General features: G+C 69.5%; 19 protein-coding genes. 7 read left to right on the forward strand and 12 right to left on the reverse strand.

Annotated elements, in window-relative coordinates; all coding sequences use genetic code 11:
- Positions 1–21: 21 nt before the first annotated feature.
- The 3 genes from GGQ87_RS09340 to cydB all read left to right on the forward strand — a co-directional run bounded on the left by GGQ87_RS09340 (position 22) and on the right by cydB (position 4,290).
- Positions 22–1,713: a sensor histidine kinase gene (locus GGQ87_RS09340; protein ID WP_245161452.1), complete on the forward strand. Its 1,692-nt coding sequence runs from the start codon at positions 22–24 to the stop codon at positions 1,711–1,713.
- Positions 1,714–1,819: 106 nt separating this feature from the next.
- Positions 1,820–3,256 (forward strand): cytochrome ubiquinol oxidase subunit I, encoded by a 1,437-nt coding sequence (locus GGQ87_RS09345; protein WP_168046825.1) that lies wholly within the window; start codon positions 1,820–1,822, stop codon positions 3,254–3,256.
- The gene (cydB, locus tag GGQ87_RS09350; RefSeq protein WP_168046827.1) at positions 3,256–4,290 is read left to right on the forward strand and encodes a cytochrome d ubiquinol oxidase subunit II; all 1,035 of its coding nucleotides are present in this window, start codon (positions 3,256–3,258) and stop codon (positions 4,288–4,290) included. Before GGQ87_RS09345 ends, cydB begins: the two co-directional genes overlap by 1 nt.
- A 116-nt stretch (positions 4,291–4,406) precedes the next feature.
- Here the strand turns inward: cydB and GGQ87_RS09355 are convergent, their stop codons facing one another.
- Both GGQ87_RS09355 and GGQ87_RS09360 read right to left on the reverse strand, forming a co-directional pair.
- Complete coding sequence (locus GGQ87_RS09355) at positions 4,407–4,559, reverse strand: hypothetical protein (protein ID WP_168046829.1); 153 nt, start codon at positions 4,557–4,559, stop codon at positions 4,407–4,409.
- A gap of 36 nt (positions 4,560–4,595) precedes the next feature.
- A complete protein-coding gene (locus GGQ87_RS09360) occupies positions 4,596–5,009 on the reverse strand; it encodes a hypothetical protein (RefSeq protein ID WP_168046831.1) in 414 nt (137 codons plus the stop codon).
- Between the two features lies 1 nt (position 5,010).
- Between GGQ87_RS09360 and GGQ87_RS09365 the strand changes: the two genes are divergently transcribed.
- Positions 5,011–5,373, forward strand: coding sequence for a hypothetical protein (locus GGQ87_RS09365; protein WP_168046833.1), 363 nt, complete (start codon positions 5,011–5,013; stop codon positions 5,371–5,373).
- A gap of 100 nt (positions 5,374–5,473) precedes the next feature.
- A complete protein-coding gene (locus GGQ87_RS09370; protein WP_168046835.1) occupies positions 5,474–7,615 on the forward strand; it encodes an ATP-binding protein in 2,142 nt (713 codons plus the stop codon).
- Positions 7,616–7,633: 18 nt separating this feature from the next.
- On the opposite strand, the gene GGQ87_RS09375 is transcribed toward GGQ87_RS09370, so the two are convergent.
- From GGQ87_RS09375 to GGQ87_RS09385, 3 genes are all read right to left on the reverse strand, one after another.
- Positions 7,634–7,972 (reverse strand): VOC family protein, encoded by a 339-nt coding sequence (locus GGQ87_RS09375; protein WP_168046837.1) that lies wholly within the window; start codon positions 7,970–7,972, stop codon positions 7,634–7,636.
- Positions 7,973–8,044: 72 nt separating this feature from the next.
- Positions 8,045–8,785, reverse strand: coding sequence for an ABC transporter permease (locus GGQ87_RS09380; protein WP_168046839.1), 741 nt, complete (start codon positions 8,783–8,785; stop codon positions 8,045–8,047).
- Complete coding sequence (locus tag GGQ87_RS09385; RefSeq protein ID WP_168046841.1) at positions 8,785–9,735, reverse strand: ABC transporter ATP-binding protein; 951 nt, start codon at positions 9,733–9,735, stop codon at positions 8,785–8,787. The genes GGQ87_RS09380 and GGQ87_RS09385 overlap by 1 nt, the downstream gene beginning before the upstream one ends.
- A 94-nt stretch (positions 9,736–9,829) precedes the next feature.
- On the opposite strand from GGQ87_RS09385, the gene GGQ87_RS09390 reads away from it, so the two are divergent.
- A complete protein-coding gene (locus GGQ87_RS09390) occupies positions 9,830–10,330 on the forward strand; it encodes a DUF2975 domain-containing protein (protein WP_168046843.1) in 501 nt (166 codons plus the stop codon).
- Complete coding sequence (locus GGQ87_RS09395; RefSeq protein WP_168046845.1) at positions 10,330–10,566, forward strand: helix-turn-helix domain-containing protein; 237 nt, start codon at positions 10,330–10,332, stop codon at positions 10,564–10,566. Before GGQ87_RS09390 ends, GGQ87_RS09395 begins: the two co-directional genes overlap by 1 nt.
- Positions 10,567–10,633: 67 nt before the next feature.
- On the opposite strand, the gene GGQ87_RS09400 is transcribed toward GGQ87_RS09395, so the two are convergent.
- From GGQ87_RS09400 to GGQ87_RS09430, 7 genes are all read right to left on the reverse strand, one after another.
- Complete coding sequence (locus GGQ87_RS09400; RefSeq protein ID WP_168046847.1) at positions 10,634–10,987, reverse strand: hypothetical protein; 354 nt, start codon at positions 10,985–10,987, stop codon at positions 10,634–10,636.
- A 50-nt stretch (positions 10,988–11,037) separates the two neighbouring features.
- Complete coding sequence (locus GGQ87_RS09405; protein WP_168046849.1) at positions 11,038–11,391, reverse strand: hypothetical protein; 354 nt, start codon at positions 11,389–11,391, stop codon at positions 11,038–11,040.
- A gap of 166 nt (positions 11,392–11,557) precedes the next feature.
- On the reverse strand, positions 11,558–12,682 hold the full coding sequence (locus tag GGQ87_RS09410; protein WP_168046851.1) for a helix-turn-helix transcriptional regulator: 1,125 nt from the start codon (positions 12,680–12,682) through the stop codon (positions 11,558–11,560).
- A gap of 76 nt (positions 12,683–12,758) precedes the next feature.
- Complete coding sequence (locus GGQ87_RS09415; RefSeq protein WP_168046853.1) at positions 12,759–13,715, reverse strand: alpha/beta hydrolase; 957 nt, start codon at positions 13,713–13,715, stop codon at positions 12,759–12,761.
- Between the two features lie 543 nt (positions 13,716–14,258).
- Positions 14,259–15,440: a thiolase family protein gene (locus GGQ87_RS09420; RefSeq protein WP_168046855.1), complete on the reverse strand. Its 1,182-nt coding sequence runs from the start codon at positions 15,438–15,440 to the stop codon at positions 14,259–14,261.
- 76 nt (positions 15,441–15,516) lie between these two features.
- Positions 15,517–16,266 carry a glutathione S-transferase N-terminal domain-containing protein gene (locus GGQ87_RS09425; RefSeq protein ID WP_168046857.1) on the reverse strand — a complete coding sequence of 250 codons (750 nt, stop codon included), beginning with the start codon at positions 16,264–16,266 and terminating at the stop codon, positions 15,517–15,519.
- Positions 16,267–16,269: 3 nt separating this feature from the next.
- Positions 16,270–16,767, reverse strand: a complete 498-nt coding sequence (locus GGQ87_RS09430) for a winged helix-turn-helix transcriptional regulator (RefSeq protein WP_168046859.1) — start codon at positions 16,765–16,767, stop codon at positions 16,270–16,272.
- Between the last annotated feature and the right edge of the window lie 115 nt (positions 16,768–16,882).

Consider the following 16,882-nt stretch of genomic DNA (forward strand, 5'->3'; position numbering starts at 1 on the left):
TCCCCCGGACTCCGCATGCTCATGAGCCGCGCGCTCGACCCGTCAGAACCGGTTGTGGCCCCCAAGGCCGCCGCCAAGGCGCGCGCCGATGCGCCCGTCGCGGTCAACAGCGCCGTCGCCTTCTTCCGCGAGCCGCTTGCGCCCATCTTCACCGCCATGGCCGTGATGGTGCTGGTGGTGCTGTGCATCCAGTTCGCCCGCACCGCCGGCCTCGTCGCCGCCCTGTGGGGCGCGGGCGGTCTGGCCGTCGCGGTCTGGCTCCGCAATGCGCGCGGGCCGTCCTACGACCTCTGTTTCGCGGGTCTTCTGGCCACCGGCATCGTCGCCGGCGAGCTGCTGGCCGGCAATTCCTACGCCCTCAGCGCCCTGTTCACCGTCATCAACATGGTGGAGATCGTGACCGCCGTGCTGCTGGCGCGGCGGTTCGCCCCGACGCTCAATCTGGCGACGGTCGACGGCGCCTGCCGCTTCCTGCTCAACGCCGCCGTCATCGCGCCCATTCCCGCCGCCCTCGCGGCGGCCGGCGCCCTGTACTGGCTCGAGGGCGCGGACCCCCTCTACAGCTTCCAGACCTGGTGGTTCGGCCATGCGCTGGGCATCGCCGTGATCGGCGCCTTCGGCCTGTCGCTGACCCGCCGTCACGTGATCATGCTGCGCAATCCGGTCCGCGCGGCCGAGGCGGCGGTGCTGCTGGCCCTTCTGGTGGCCGTCTGCGTCGGCGTCTTCTTCCAGTCCAAGGTCCAGATCGGCTTCGTCGTCGTGCCGATCCTGATCCTGTTCGCGGCCCGCTTCCGCGTGCTCGGCGTATCCACCGCTCTCGTCCTCGTCGCCATCACCGCCGTCGGCGGCGCCATGATGGGCCGCGGTCCGTTCATTTCCGCCGGCCCCGGCCTCGCCGATCAGGCCCTGCTGGCCCAGCTGATGGTGCTGCTCGGCTGCATGCCCATCCTGCTGGTCGCTTCGCTGCTTGAGGAGCGCGACCGCCTGTCCGACCGCGCCAAGGCCGGCCAAACCCGCGCCGAACGCGCCTCCGAGGCCAAGTCCCGCCTGCTCGCCAACGTCGCCCACGAGATCAAGAGCCCGGTCGGCGGCGTCATCGGCATCGGCGAACTGTGGAAGGCCGGCCAGCTGGGCGAGATCACCCCGACCCAGGCCGAAATGGCCGAAATGCTGGTCAAGACCGCCCGTCAGGTCGAGGCCCTCGCCCATGACCTGCTCGATGTGGCCCGTGCCGAGTCCGGCGCGGTCAAGGTCGAGCTGCGCCCCACCGACGTGCCCGGTGTCCTCGAGGACGTCCGCCGCGCTACCGCCCTGCGCCCCGAGGCGAAGGACGTGCGCCTGCATGTGATCAGCGAGGGCGACGGCTTGATCGCCCTGGCCGACTCCCAGCGCCTGACCCAGGTCATCGCCAACCTCGCCTCCAACGCCGTCAAATACGGCGGCGAGGGCGGGCAGGTGATCTTCCGCGCCAGCAAGATCTACGACGGCGTCCGCATCGAGGTCATCGACCGCGGCCCCGGCCTCTCGCCCGAGAAACAGGCCCAGCTGTTCGAGCCGTTCAACCGTCTCGGCCTCGAACGCTCGACGGTCGAGGGCCACGGCATCGGTCTGGCCCTCGCCAAGCGGCTGGTCGAGCTGCAGGGCGGGACGATCGGCGTGACCTCGACGCCCGGCGAAGGCGCGGCCTTCTGGGTCGAACTCCCCGCCGCCTGACTGCCGTCAAGCTTTGCGGCGATCCGCCGCGCGGCCGATGGCCCGGTGGACCTTTCGCCCGCCTCGCCGCATTGTCGCGACGTCATCTCACTGGGGACGTCCCGCCGTGGAATTCGACGCCCTGCTGCTGTCGCGACTGCAGTTCGCCTTCACCATCGCCTTCCACATCCTGTTCCCCGCCTTCACCATCGGGCTGGCGGCCTTCCTCGCCGTGCTCGAGGGCCTCTGGCTCTGGACGAAACGCGACGCCTTCAAGGTGCTCTACCTGTTCTGGGTCAAGATCTTCGCCCTCAGCTTCGGCATGGGCGTCGTCTCCGGCGTGGTGCTCAGCTATCAGTTCGGCACCAACTGGTCCGAGTTTATCCGCCTGACCGGCGGCGTCATCGGACCCCTGCTGGCCTATGAGGTCCTGACCGCCTTCTTCCTTGAGGCCTCCTTCCTCGGCGTCATGCTGTTCGGCTGGAAGAAGGTCGGTCCGCGCCTGCATTTCCTCGCCACGGTTCTGGTTGCCGTCGGCACCACCATCTCCGCCTTCTGGATCCTGTCGGCCAACAGTTGGATGCAGACGCCGCAGGGCTTCCAGATCATGGCCGACGGCCGGTTCGAGGCCACCGACTACATGGCCGTCATCTTTAACCCGAGCTTCCCCTCGCGGCTGGTGCACATGCTGCTCGCCGCCTTCCTGACCACCGGTCTCGTCGTCGGCGGCGCGTCCGCCTTCCGGGTGCTGAAGGAGCGCGAAGGCCCGCCTGTCACCGGCTGGACCGAGAGCCGCATCTCCCTTGTCATGGCCGTCGGCCTGATCGCCGTCCTCGCGCCGCTGCAGCTGCTCGCCGGCCACTGGTCGGGCGAGGTGGCGCACGAGCATCAGCCGTCCAAGCTTGCGGCCATCGAGGGCTATTGGGACAGCCAGGCCGATCCGCCCCTGCACGTCTTCGGCATCCCCGACCGCGACGCCCAGAAGAACCATTTCCAGATCTCGATCCCGCACGCCGGCGCTCTCGTCCAGAACATCGACCGCGACGAGGTGGTCAAGGGACTGAAGGCCTTCCCGCGCGAGGATCAGCCGCCGCCCTTCATCCCCTTCTTCGGCTTCCGCATCATGGTCGGCCTGGGCCTGCTGATGATCCTGCTCGGCGGGGTCGGCGCCGTGCTGATCTGGCGCCGGAAGCTGTTCGCCAGCCGCTGGTTCCTGCGCTTCTGCGTAGCCATGGGGCCGGCCGGTTTCATCGCCGTCCTGGCCGGCTGGATGGTCACCGAGGTCGGCCGCCAGCCTTGGGTCGTCTACGGCGTCCTGCGCACCCGCGACGCCATCTCGCCGGTCACCACGGGGCAGGTGGCGACCAGCCTCATCGCCTACATGATCGTCTACGCCATCGTCTTCACCGCCGGCGCGGTCTTCATCCTTCGGCTGATGGCCGAGGGTCCCGTCGCGGCCCTGACCGAGCCCGCGCCGCGTCAGGACCGAGCGCCCGGGAGTTCGATGGCCAAGGCGCCGGAAGACACGTCACCCGACGATGACGGGCGCGGGGAGGGCCGCTGATGCTCGATCTGCCTCTGATCTGGGCCGGGCTGATCGCCGTTGCGGTCCTGCTCTACGTCATGCTCGACGGCTTCGACCTCGGCATCGGCATCCTCTTCCCCTTCGCCAGATCGAAGGAAGAGCGGGACGTGATGATGAACACCATCGCCCCCGTCTGGGACGGCAACGAGACCTGGCTGGTGCTGGGCGGCGGCGGCCTGTTGGCCGCCTTCCCCCTGGCCTATTCGGTGCTGATGCCGGCCCTCTACCTGCCGGTCCTGCTGATGCTCGGCGGCCTGATCCTGCGCGGCGTGGCCTTCGAGTTCCGCTTCCGCGCCCGCAACCGCGGCCGCAAATTCTGGACCCAGATGTTCGCCGGCGGCTCGATCCTGACGGCGGTCGCCCAGGGCCTGATCCTCGGCGGCTTCATCCAGGGCGTGACCGTCGCCGGCAACCGGTTCGCGGGCGGGCCGCTCGATTGGCTGACGCCCTACACCCTGCTGGTCGCCGCCGGTATCGTCGCCGGTTACGCCCTGCTCGGCGGGTCATGGCTGATGATGAAGACCAGCGACAACCTGCATGGCGACGCGAAGCGCTGGACCCTCATCAGCGCCGCCGCCGTCACCCTGCTGCTCGCCGCCGTCAGCATCGCCACCCTGTTCATCCACCGCCGCATCGCCACGCGCTGGGGCTTCGATCTCAGCGAGGGTTTCGCCGTCGACTGGAGCACCTTGGCGCCGCTTCTGCTCATCCCCGCTCTCGGCCTCGCCGGCCTTCTGCTGGTCGTCGGCATGGCGCGCCGGGGTTCGCACCGCTGGCCCTTCTTCGGCTCGCTGCTGGTCTTCCTGTCCGGCTATCTCGGTCTGGCCGCCAGCTTCATGCCGACCATCGTGCCCTATGACATCGGCTTCCGGCAGGCGGCCGCGCCCGACAATGCGCTCGGCCTGATGCTGGTCGGCACGTCGGTCATCCTGCCCCTGATCCTCGCCTATACGGCCTGGGTCTATTGGGTCTTCCGCGGCAAGATGACGGAGGAGACCGGCTATCATCATTGAGCCCGTCCCCCCGCCCGAGCCGGGCGCCGAAGCCGGGCCGCTGTGGAAGCGGCTCGCATGGTTCGCGGGGCTCGCGCTCGCCGCCTCCGCCGTCACCGCGGTCGTCGCCTATGTGCTCAGGGCCTTGCCGTTCGCGGGCTGAGGCGCGACAGTCCGCCCATGATCATCGGAGTCTCCGCCGCCGCCCTGCTGCTCGCCGCCCAAGGCCAGACAGCGCCCTCCAGCGCCAGCCAGACGCCGCCGCCCGCCCAGCCCGGCGCTGACTTCACCAGCAGCCTCAACAGCGGCCCGCCGCGTCCGGCGACCTATCTCGCGCCCGAGCCGGCGCCAGAGCCCACGCCTGCGCCTCCGCCCGCGAGCGCGCCGGTCAGCCACACGCCCGGACCTGTTCCGGTCCGGCCCACCGCGCCCACCGCGCCCGCCGCCTCGCCGCCGCCGACGACCACGGCCCGTCCGGCCACGACCCCGGCGCCCGTCCAGCCGCGCCCGTCGCCTGTCAGCCCACCGGCCGCCACGACCACTCCGCCCGTCACCGCCGCACCCGCCCCGGTGCGGCCCGCCACGCCACCGCCGACCCGTTCCACAGCGACCCCGCCGGCCGCCAGTTCGCCGGTCCCCGCGCCTGCGCCCGTCCGGACCACCCCTGCGCCCACGCCTGTAGCGACCCCGCCCGCGCCGGTCGCCGAGCCGCCCCCGCCGCCGTCCGTTCGCGCCGTCACCGTGCTGGACGGCTCCGCCCGCGCCGCCCTGCCGTTTACGGTCGAGCTGCCGTCCGGGTTCGAGATTGTCACCGGCCGGCCGGGCCCGGACTTCAGGATCTATACGATCCGCCGCGGCGACCAGTCCTTCGCCATGATCTACGCCGGGCCTGCCTCGCAGTTTCCGATCTACAGCGGCGAGATGGTCGAGGCCGGCGGCCGCGCCTCCGTGGTGTCCACGGAGGACGGCGTCCGTCACGCCCGCGAGCACCTGTTCCAGCGCGAGAACGGCACCCCCCGCGAAATCCACGTCTGGACCATGAGCCTCGACGGCGTCGACCGCACCCTTGCCGAGCGCATCGCCCAGTCGGTCGACGCCCGCTGAGCCCTCCCGGAAACCTATTTGATTTGGGCGCGTAGTCTCCAAGCGCTGCCATGGCGCGAGGGGGCGTCGCACCTTGGATCAGTCCGGCAAGCTTGACGGGATGGCGGCCGCGATCGCCGCCAAAGACTGGTCCCTCACGCCCCTCGGCCCGATTGAGAGCTGGCCTCCGGCGCTGAAGACTACCGTCTCCCTGATCCTCGCATCCGGCTTCCCGCAGGCGATCGTCTGGGGCGAGGGTCTGACGACGATCTACAACGATGCCTTCGCCCCGATCCTCGGCGACAAGGCGGATCCGCTCGGCAAGGCCTTCAACGAGATCTGGTCCGAGGCTTGGCCGTCGCTTCAGCCCATCGCCGAGGCGGCCTTCGAAGGCCAGTCCACTTATGTCGAGGACTTTCCGCTGGAGATCGAGCGCGGCGAGGGGCCGGAGCACGCCTTTTTCACCTTCAGCTACAGCCCCATCCGGGACGAGAACGGTCTCGTCGTGGGTATGCTGGACACGGTGACCGAAACCACCGCCGCCGTCGTGGCGCGCGAAAAGCTCGGCTTCCTCGACGCGCTCGGCCGGGCTCTGGCCGGGATCGAGGACCCGGACGTCATTCTGGCGGTGACCACCAGGCTCGTCGCCGCGCGGCTCGGTCTGTCCAACTGCGCCTATGCCGACATGGACGAGGACGAGGACGGCTTCACAATCCGCGGCGACTGGGCCGCTCCCGGCTCGCCCAGCATCGTCGGCCATTACAGCCTCGCCGACTTCGGCCTGCTGGCGGTGCAGGAGCTGTCCGCCGCCCGTCCGCTGATCGTGAACGACAATCTGAAGGAACTGGCCCCCGAAGAGGCCGCGACCTTCCAGAACATCGGCATCGCCGCCACCATCTGCATGCCGTTGGTCAAGAACGGCCGCCTGACCGCGCTGATGGCCATCCACGACCGCAAGCCCCACCGATGGTCCGCCTTCGAGCTCGACCTGATCGGCGAGGTGACCGAGCGCTCATGGGCGCACATCGAGCGGGTCCGCGCCGCCGCCGACCTGCGGGCCTCGATGCGCGAGCTCGACGAGCTCAACCGCACGCTGGAGAAGAAGGTCGAACAGGCCGTGGCGGAACGGGTCACGGCCGAGGAGGCGCTGCGCCACACCCAGCGTCTGGAGGCAATCGGCCAGCTGACCGGCGGCGTCGCCCACGACTTCAACAACCTGCTCACCATCATCCGCGGCTCGGCGGACCTGCTGGCGCGCGACAACGTTCCGGAAGCCCGGCGCGAACGCTACATCACCGCCATCCGCGAGACTGCCGACCGCGCCGCGAAACTGACCAGCCAGCTTCTCAGCTTCTCGCGCCGGCAGGCCCTGACGCCGAGGGTCTTCGACGTCGGCGCCCGCGCCCGGGTCATCGGCGAGATGATGCGCTCGACGCTCGGCGAGCAGCTCTCCGTCGACGTCGCAAGTGTCGCGACCGGCCTGTTCACCAACGCCGATCCAGTCGAGTTCGAAACCAGCCTGCTGAACCTCGGCGTCAACGCCCGGGACGCCATGGCCGGCGCCGGCGTGCTCTCGCTGGCGGTCGAGCCGGTCTCGTCGATCCCCTCTATCCGGGGCCAGCCGGCCCGTTCGGGCGACTACATCGCCCTGCGCGTCAGCGACACGGGGCCGGGCATCGCCGTGGCCGATCACGCCCGCATCTTCGAACCCTTCTACACCACCAAGCCGGTGGGCGAGGGGACGGGGCTCGGGCTGAGCCAGGTCTTCGGCTTCGCCAACCAGTCCGGCGGCGACATCGCCATCGAGAGCGAGGAAGGTCGCGGCGCAGCCTTCACCCTCTATCTGCCGCGCACCCCGGCGCCGCCGGTTACGGACGAGGCCGGCGAAGAGGCCGGCCCGGCCGGCAAGGCGCAGGGCCGCATCCTCGTGGTCGAGGACAACGCCGACGTCGGCGCATTCGCCATCAACCTGCTCGAGGACCTCGGCTATCAGCCCGTCCTGACGTCCAGCGGCGAGGCCGCGCTTGACCTGCTCGGAACGGACGACGCCTTCGACCTCGTGTTCAGCGACGTTCTGATGCCGGGCATGGATGGCGTGGCCCTCGGCGCGGCCATTCGCCAACGTTGGCCCGGCAAGGCGGTGCTCCTGACCAGCGGCTACAGCCACGCCCTCGCGACGGACGCGGAGCACGGCTTCGACGTCCTGCGAAAACCCTACGCGATCGAGGAGCTGTCCCTCGCCATCCGCCGCCTTCTGGGCTGACGGCGCCTCAGGCCGGGCTCAGGTCTCCGACCAAACCGCCAGCTCGTTGCCCGTCGGGTCGCGGAAGTGGAACCGCCGTCCGCCGGGGAAGTCGAAGATCGGCTTCACCACCGTCCCGCCCGCCGCCTCGACCTTGGCCAGCATGGCCTCCAGATCGCTCGCGAACAGGATCGGCAGCGGCGTCCGCACCCCGTCCGACTGCGCATCGAACCCGCCGTCCATTCCCTCGTCGAAGCCCGCATATTCCGGCCCGTAGTCGACGAACTTCCAGCCGAACGCCTCGCCGTAGAAGGCCTTGTTCGCCGGCAGATCGCCGCCGGGCAGTTCGATGTAGTCCAGCTTTCCGTCTTCACGCATGGGATGCTCTCCGTCAGTCGCCACCGACCTCCCGGCGCTTGCCACGCCCGCTCCCGCTGCGCAATCCACGGCTCAGAGCACCTCGCGCCGGCTCAGGTGCGCCAAGGCGCCGGCCATCACCGCGGCCCCCAGACCCAGCCCCAGCCCGAGGGCGGTATTCACCCGCCACGCCTCGGTCGCCAGCATGTTCACCGGCATCTGCCACGGGAAGAAGACGCCCTGTTTCGCCGACGTCGCCACCACCGAAAAGAAGGTCCCGCCGATGCCGATCGCCAGCGCCGGCACGAAGCTGGCGAACCGCAGGGCGACCAACAACTGGATCGCGATCATCAGCAGGGCGGCGGCGTAGATCTTGGCGAACGTCGCGGCGTAGTGGCCCAGCTCGAACGCGCCGGTCGGCGTCAGCTGCGGCTTGATCGCCGTTGCCAGCATCACCGCGCCCCAGGTCATGGCCATCACCGCCGCGCTCATCAGCGCCACCAGCGCCAGCACGCAGACCGCCTTGGCCGCGTACAGCCGCCAGCGGGGAAGGGGCAGGGCCCGCAGATGGTCCCATGACTTCGGCCCATGCTCCATGTGCGCCACCAGCGCCGTCAGCGCCGTCACGCTCATCGGCAGCATGAAGAAGGCCCAGATGCCCGACGCATTGATCATCCACATGTCCCACGGCATCGGCCGCGTTCCGCGCAGCACCATGAAGAAGGCGAAGACCGCGATCAGCGCCGGCGCGGCGGCCGCCAGCACGGCCGCCAGCGACCGGTTCAGCTTGCGCGCCTCGACGAACAGCGGCGCGAGGAAGGGGGAGGCGGTCATCAGGCGAACTCCGGCTGGGCTTTGACGGCGGCGGTGGGCGCGGGCGGCGAAACCTCGCGGTAGATGCCCTCTAGCGAGCGCGACCGCGCCCCGATGGCGAACACGGCGATATCGGCCTCGATCAGCGCCCGGTTCAGCGAGGCGGAAGCCGTCCGCGCATCCTCCCCCGGCTTCAGCCGCGCCGTCAGCCCGTCCTCCGTCGGCAGGACGTCGAATCCGCGCGCCCGCGCCAGCGCCGTGGCCCGCGCCGCGTCGTCCGTCTGCAGTGCGATCTCCGGCGCCAGATCGGCCTTCAGCCGGCTCAGCTCGCCCTCCAGCACCAGCTTGCCGTGGCTCAGGATCCCCACGTGCGTCGCCGTCTGCTCGATCTCGCCCAGCAGGTGGCTGGACAGCAGCACCGTCGCCCCCGTCCGCTCCGGCAGGGCTCGCAAGAACCGGCGCATGTCGGCGATCCCGTCCGGGTCCAGCCCGTTGGTCGGCTCGTCCAGCACCAGCACCGGCGGCGCACCCAGCATGGCCCGGGCCAGCCCCAGCCTCTGCCGCATCCCCAGCGAATAGTCCGACACCCGCCGCCTTCCGTGCTCGGTCATCTCGACCACCTCCAGCACCCGGTCGATCTCCCGCGCCGGCAGGCCCAGCAGGCTGCGCGTCAGGTCCAGATTCTCCCGCCCGGACAGATTGCCGTAGAAGCCGTGCGCCTCCAGCAGCGCCCCGACCATCCGCGCCGCCCCGATCCGGTCCCTTCCGATGTCGACGCCGCACACCAGCGCCGACCCCCCGCTCGGCCGGATCAGCCCCAGCAGCATCTTCAGCGTCGTCGTCTTGCCCGCGCCGTTGCGCCCGAGGAAGCCGTACACCGCCTTGTCCGGAACCGTCATCGACACGGCGTCGACGGCCAGATGGCGTTTGAAGCGGCGCGTCAGGTCGTGGGTCTCGATGGCGGCGGGCATGGTCGCGCTCTCGTTTCGTTTAACTCTTGCATAAAGCTGCGGCCCGGCTATCTTTAAGTCAAGATTAAAGATCAGACAGCTTCGGACCCGCCTGATGAGCCAGCCAGACCTCACCCGTTTCCGCCGCATGTGCGCCCAGTTCCGCTGGCTCGCCGTCTTCATGGTCGTCACCATCGGCGCGGCCATGGTGCTGACTTGGGTCGGCGCGCCGCTGTTCTACTGGCTGCGCGACGCCCGGCCGCCCTTCACCGGCCGGACGCTCGGCTATCTGATCTGGTTCTCGCCGGTCGTCTTCTACCTGTTCGCCGTCTGGTCGATCGGCTCGGCCATGGGCCAGCTGTCGAAAGGGCGGCTGATCCAGCCCACCCTGTCCACCGCCCTGCGCCGCGTCGGCCTGTCGCTCGGCCTCGGCGGCGTCATGAGCGTCTTCGTGGTCTCCAACCTCGTCCGCCTCGTCGACCACGGCCGCGGGGCCTTCCTGCATTTCGACGTGGCCGGCATGACCCTCGGCATGATCGGCGGGGCCCTGTTCCTGCTCGGCCAGGTGGTCGAGCAGGCCGGCAAGGTCCAGGCCGAGCTGGACGAGATGATCTGATGCCGATCCGCGTCACTCTCGACCAGCTGATCGTCAAGAAGGGCCTCAAGGCCCGCGAGCTCGCCGCCGAGGTCGGCCTCTCGGAAACCCAGCTGTCCCTGTTCCGCTCCGGCAAGGTCAAGGGCATCCGCTTCCGCACCCTCGCCAAGCTCTGCGCCGCCCTCGACTGCAAGCCGAAGGATCTGCTGGACTACGACTTCGATCCCGCCGACCTGCTGGCGGCGGAGGAGGATTGAGAAAGGCGGCGCGCGGGTCCCCCGTCACGCCGCCTCTCACGGCCGGTTTCCCGCCCATCGCCTTCGGTCAGTTCGCCGTGTAGCGGTACTCGGTGATCTCGCAAACGTTGATGCGATACCGGTTCAGCACGTCGCCATCGACGAACCGCGCCCGGAAATCATAGACGCAGGCGCCGGTGCCGTCGTCGATGTTGATCCGGATCGAACGTCCGCTGGGCAGGACCTCGGAGCCCAGGATGTCCTCTTCCCAATTGTCCTGACCCGAGTTGGACGCGTAGAAATGGGTCATGGTGACCCCCGTCTGATTGATGATCAGGACCCGGCGATCCTGTCCGTCCCTCGACTGGAATCCCATGGATCCCAGGGTCGCCGCGGTCATCAGGGCAGCCACCATGGTCCGCCGCGCAAGCACGTTAAGCATCACAGTCTCCCTTGAATACGGACCGCCTTCTGGTCGGTCCGGCGATGAACTCAGTTGATCTGGATTGAGCCTGTCCGACCCGCAGCCACGCGAATGCGACCGCGCGCGTCGCCGACTCCGAGCGTCCCGGCCGCCACGTCCCAGCAGCCCGCTGACACCGTGAAGCTGTAGGAACCGCCCGGCGGGATCGCCATCCCCGACGGCAGCCGGTTGAGGCCATAGGTCGAGGCGTCGCAGCTGGAGATCAGCACGGCATGGAGCTGGTCGCTGGTGGCGTTGAGCACCCGGATCGTCCCCTGCGGCTCGCCCGGCCGGATCAGGGGGCCGCCCGTGACCATGTCGGCGCAGCCCGCGAGGGCGACTGTCAGGCCCAGCGCCCAAAGAAACCGAAAGGAGGATCTCATCGTCTGGTCTCCCGCAGGGCCCGCCGGCGCGCCGATCTCCATGATCGCCGAAGCCCGCGGGACGCCCCGTGTGAGACCACAATCCTCCCGCCGCCGGGCAGGCGTCATCATCAATACAGATGAGACGCTCCGCGCCCGCGCACGGCGTCGGTCGTGATGCTCCGTCTCAGTTCGGCGCAAGCGCCACGCCGGCCAGCAAGGCCACCACCTCGGCCTGCCGCGTGGACCCCGTCTTCTCAAGGACGCGGCGCACCTGGGACCGGATCGTGGTGACGGCCACGCCGCCATGGGCGGCGATCTCCTCGACGGTTCGTCCGGTGGCCAGCGCCTGCGCGACCCGCGCCTCAGACGGGGTGAAGTCGAACAGCGACCGCATCACCTCGATCGGCGGGGCGCGGCCTGCGGCGACCGGCGTGGCCAGCAGCAGGGCATAGCTCCGTCCGAAGATGTCGTTCGCCGACCGTCTCACGGGGATGAGGTGCAGCACCATCTGCGGCTTGCCGAGGTCGTCGCGCAGCGGAAACGAGCAGGTCGCCGCCTCGTGAGATGTCGACAGGCCGGCTATGGCCGCTGCGAGCATGGTGTTGGCCGCCTTGTCGCCGAGCACCAGACGGTTGTTCGCTCCGAACTTCACGCTTTCGGGCAGGGCCTGCATCAGGGCGTTGGCCTCGATCACAAGCCCGGTCTCATCCAGCAGCAGGGCGGGCAGGTTCAACGCCGTCAACGCCTCGCTCGCTCCTTGGGCGCGCTGCAGGCCGAGACGCGAGGTGACCAGCGCGCTCCTCGCGAGGTGGGGGCGCAGTTCATTCAGCCGCCGGACATGCTCCGGCTCGACCGGCCCTCGGTCGAAATCGCGTTCGATGCTGAAGACGATGCTGTCGCCCGTCGGTATCTGCAGGCCGGTGCCTGCCGACCACCCGAGGCCCCGCGGCCGGAAGAAGTCGCGGTAGATCGGGTCTGTGCGCAGCTGGTCTTCCGTCCAGAAGTCCTGCTCGACGAAGAAGGACGGCTGGCTCTGCCCCATCAGGCATACCCGCCGGCTGCAGCGCTCGAACCAGCCGTCGTTGACGTATTCGTCGAACACGCCGCGAATGTTTTCCGACGCGGTCCAGTAGAGCGCCTTTCGCGCCGAAAAAAGCAGTCCGCCGCGCGCTTCCGTCAGCAGGGCGAGGTCGTCCAGAACCGCAGGCCACAGCTCGGGCACGACGGAACATTCGTAAATGCGGTCGATGAACTCGGTCTGCATTCGTCCGCCGGATGGCTGTGTGTTGGCGCGAGCTTCGCGGCACATCTAGCGCCTTTTTGACCCGCCTCATATCGCCGACCCACGCGCCCGTCCGGCTGGTCGGGGCCGCTGGCGCAGATTATCAGACCGACCACCCCTGCCGCCCCGCCCAGGCCTGAGCCAGCGGGGGCCATGCCGCCGCCGGCCGGCCTTCGATCAACCGTATCCCGAACCCGTGCCCGCCCTCTTGGAACAGGTGCGCCTCGGCCGCCACGCCCGCCGCCCTCAGCGCCGTCAGCAGCTGCAGGCTGTTCTCCACCGGCACCGCCACATCGTCCATCGCGTGCAGCAGGAATGTCGGCGGCGCTCCGCGCCAGTCCATCCGCTCCAGCGAATAGCGCACGATCGCCTCTTCCGTCGGCGCCTGGCCCAGCAGCTCGCGCCGCGAACCGGCATGGACGAACGGATCGGCCATAGTCGCCACGGGATAGAGCAGGATCGACAGGTCCGGCCGGAACGAGGCGCCGTCCGCCGCGTCCACCGTCGCATAGGTCGCATCCCTCCGCGCCGTCAGCATCCCGGCCAGATGCCCGCCCGCCGAGGCGCCCAGCACGGCCACCCGCCCGGGATCCAGCCCGTCCGCCGCCGCCCGCGCTCGCACCAGCCTCAACGCCCGCTGCGCGTCCTGCAGCGGCGCATCCGCCCCCGCGGCCCAGCCGTCGCCGGGCAACCGGTAGCGCAGCACGAAACAGGTCACGCCCGCCGCCGCGAACACCCGCGCGCAGTCCAGCCCCTCCTTGTCCACCACCGCCCATTTGTAGCCCCCGCCCGGGATCAGCAGCAGCGACGCCCCATTTGCCCGCGCCGGCCGCAGGACGGTCAGCAGCGGCTCGGTCGTGTATTGCGCGAACCGGTCGTGGAACGCCGGGTCGCTCGACCGCTCCACCACCCTCGGCGTCACGGCGGCCCGCTCCCCACCCGGCGCCGCGCCCGGCCACAGCCGGATCGTCTCGACCGGATCGGCCGGCGCACGTGTTTGCGACACCGGTGTCATGGCGGCCGCGGCCAGGCCCAGGGCGGTGCGTCGGTTCAGGGTCATGGGAGGCCTCCTGACGGGAGGGTAGGGCGTGCAGCCGAGGCGGGGCAAGCTCTGGGCTTCCCTTCTCCCCTTGCGGGAGAAGGTGCCCCGGAGGGGCGGATGAGGGGTGAGACACCTATCTCACCGGTCAGCCGCTTCCGTCGGGTGCCGGAGAGGCTGACACAGCCCCCTCATCCGGGCCTCCGGCCCACCTTCTCCCTCAAGGGGAGAAGGACGCCCATGACGCTGTGCTTGCAATCCGGGTTTCTATAGTCGGATCGCGCCGACAAACCTTAGCGAGTTCAGCCACATCGGCTTTTCTCAACCCGATCTTCTGCGCACGCTATCCGGCGGCCGTATAATACGCGCGTTCGTTTCCGCCGTCGGTCTTTGACAATCCATCCCGCCCGCGCCGTCAAAGGTGCAGCCGCCACACACCCACTGAATTCGCTCAGCATTGCGGGCAAACCGCACGCTCCGCACGCTTCGCACTGAGCGGACTCTTCGGACGCTACGGCCTCTACGGACGCTGTTTTTTCAGTTTATACCCGGGTAAAACCGCCCTCAGGCCAGTTCGACCGCCATCGCCACGGCTTCGCCGCCGCCGATGCACAGGCTGGCCACGCCCTTCTTGCCGCCGCGCGCCTGCAGCGCCGCCAGCAGGGTGGACAGGACCCGGGCGCCCGAAGCGCCGATCGGGTGGCCCAGCGCCGTCGCCCCGCCGTTCACGTTCAGCTTCGAGTGTTCGATGCCCAACTCCTGCATGGCGATCATCGGCACCACGGCGAAGGCCTCGTTGATCTCCCACAGGTCGACGTCCGAGACGTCCCAGCCGGCCTTCTTCAGCGCCTTCTGCATCGCCGGCACCGGGGCCGTCGTGAACAGGCCCGGCTCCTGCGCATGGGCCGAATGGCTGACGATGCGCGCCACGATCGGCAGACCCAGCGCCCTGGCTACGCTCTCGCGCGTCATGACGACCGCCGCGGCGCCGTCCGAGATCGAGGCTGACGAGGCGGCGGTGATCGTCCCGTCCTTCGCGAAGGCCGGCTTCAGGCCCGGGATCTTCTCCGGCATGGCCTTGCCGGGCTGTTCGTCCTCGACGACCGTCTCCGTGCCCTTGCGGGTGGTCACCTCGACCGGCGTGATCTCGGCCTTGAAGGCGCCCGAGGCGATGGCGTGGCGCGCCCGCGTCAGGCTCTCGACGGCATAGGCGTCCTGCGCCTCGCGCGTGAACTGATAGGTCCCGGCCGTGTCCTCGGCGAACGAGCCCATCGGCTTGCCGGGCGCATACGCGTCTTCCAGCCCGTCCATCATCATCGAGTCGACGATGACGTCATGGCCGATCCGGGCGCCCGACCGGTGCTTGTTCATCAGATACGGCGCGCCGCTCATGCTCTCCATGCCGCCCGCCACGATCACGTCGGCCGTGCCGGCGGTCAGGGCGTCCGAGGCCATCATCATGGCCTGCAAGCCCGAGCCGCACATCTTGTTGACCGTCGTCGCCTCGACGTGGCGGCCCAGACCGGCGCCGATCGCCGCCTGACGCGCCGGGGCCTGGCCCAGCCCGGCAGGCAGCACGCAGCCCATGTAGATCTGCTCGACCTTCTCCGGATCGACCCCGGCCCGCTCGACCGCCGCCTTGACCGCCGCCGCGCCCAGTTCGGTGGCTTTCACGCCGGCCAGCGCGCCCTGGAAGCCGCCCATAGGCGTGCGGGCGAAGGAGCAGATGACGATGGGGTCGGACATGGCGGAAACCTTGGGAGGGGGTCTTGGAAATCGGTGGGCTAGATCGGCTGTTTGCGGGCGCGGTGCAAGCGTCCGGCTACTGGGGCGTCATCGGGCCGCGGCGCACCTCGCCGCCGCCCCAGCTGCGCGAGGCGGCGACGAAGCCGAACTCCGGCAGCCGGTCGCGGTGCGCGTGGGCGGGCGTCCGCATCAGGGCCCGGGCCAGCTTGTTCAGCGGGCCCAGCGGAGTCTCCGCCTCGACCCGCTCCAGCCACGCCGCCAGCTTCGGCCAGCGCGTGGGATCGACATTGACCTGCACCGCCCCCGCATTGACGAAGGCCGGCGCCACGCTGAGATCGGCCATCGACAGGTCGCCGAACAGGAAGCCGCTCTCCGGCGTCACGCCCTCGAGGTAGTCGAGGATGACCGGCAGCTCGACGTCGCGGGCGTGCTCGACCTTGGCCTGGTCGATCTCGCTGCCGAAGAAGCGGGGCTTCACCGCGATCTCGAAGAACAGACGCCAGCCCAGCACGTCGAACAGCCGCGTGTCGGCGAACTCCTCCAGCCAGCGCGCCTTCGCCCGCTCGACGGGATCGGCCGGCCACAGCGACGGACCGGGGCGCGTCTCCTCGATGTACTGGACGATGACGCTGGAGTCGCACAGCGTCACCTCGCCCTCGACCCACACCGGTATCCGCCGCAGTGGGCTGATCCGGCCGAAATCGTCATTGCCCATCAGGCCGACGATCGGGTCCAGCTGCACCTCCACCCCTTTCAGGGCGCAGGCGGCCAGCACCTTCCGGACGTAGGGCGAGACCGGATTGCCGACGATGGTGACCGGCTCCACGACTCAGGCCGCCTCTTCGTCCATGCGCGGCATCATCTCGCCGACCGTCGGACGGTTCTCGGCGAGGTTCAGCTGGATGTCCCGCGGCTTGACGATCTCGTTGCAGTGCCCGCAGGCGATGCGCGGCGCCAGGTCGTGACCGCAGGCCCTGTGCACCATCGCCACCCCGGCGTCGGCGTCGCCATAGACGTGCTTGGCGCCCCAGCCGTGCAGGGTGACCAGCACGCCGTACAGGTCCTTGCCCTTGGCCGTCAGGACATATTCGTTGCGCGGGGGCCGCTCGGAGTAGAGCCGCGGCTCCAGCACCCCGTGCTGCACCAGCGACTTCAGCCGCGCCGCCAGCACGTTGCGGGCGACGCCCAGCCGTTCCTGCCACTGCTCGAACCGGCTGACCCCGTTGAAGGCGTCGCGAATGACCAGCAGCGTCCACGGGTCGCCGATCACCTCGAGCGTCGCGGCGATCGAACAGCTCTGGCGAGAATAGTCTGCGGTGCGTCCCATGCGGCGAAAGTGACCCCGCGTCAGCCTTTTGGCAAGAGGGTTGCCAATCTAAACGGACTAGGTCAGTCTTGTTTGGCTACGGACACGCCGCGGCGTTTCCGGATCCCTCGACCTT

The sequence above is a fragment of the Brevundimonas alba genome, assembly GCF_011927945.1.
Taxonomy (GTDB): domain Bacteria; phylum Pseudomonadota; class Alphaproteobacteria; order Caulobacterales; family Caulobacteraceae; genus Brevundimonas; species Brevundimonas alba.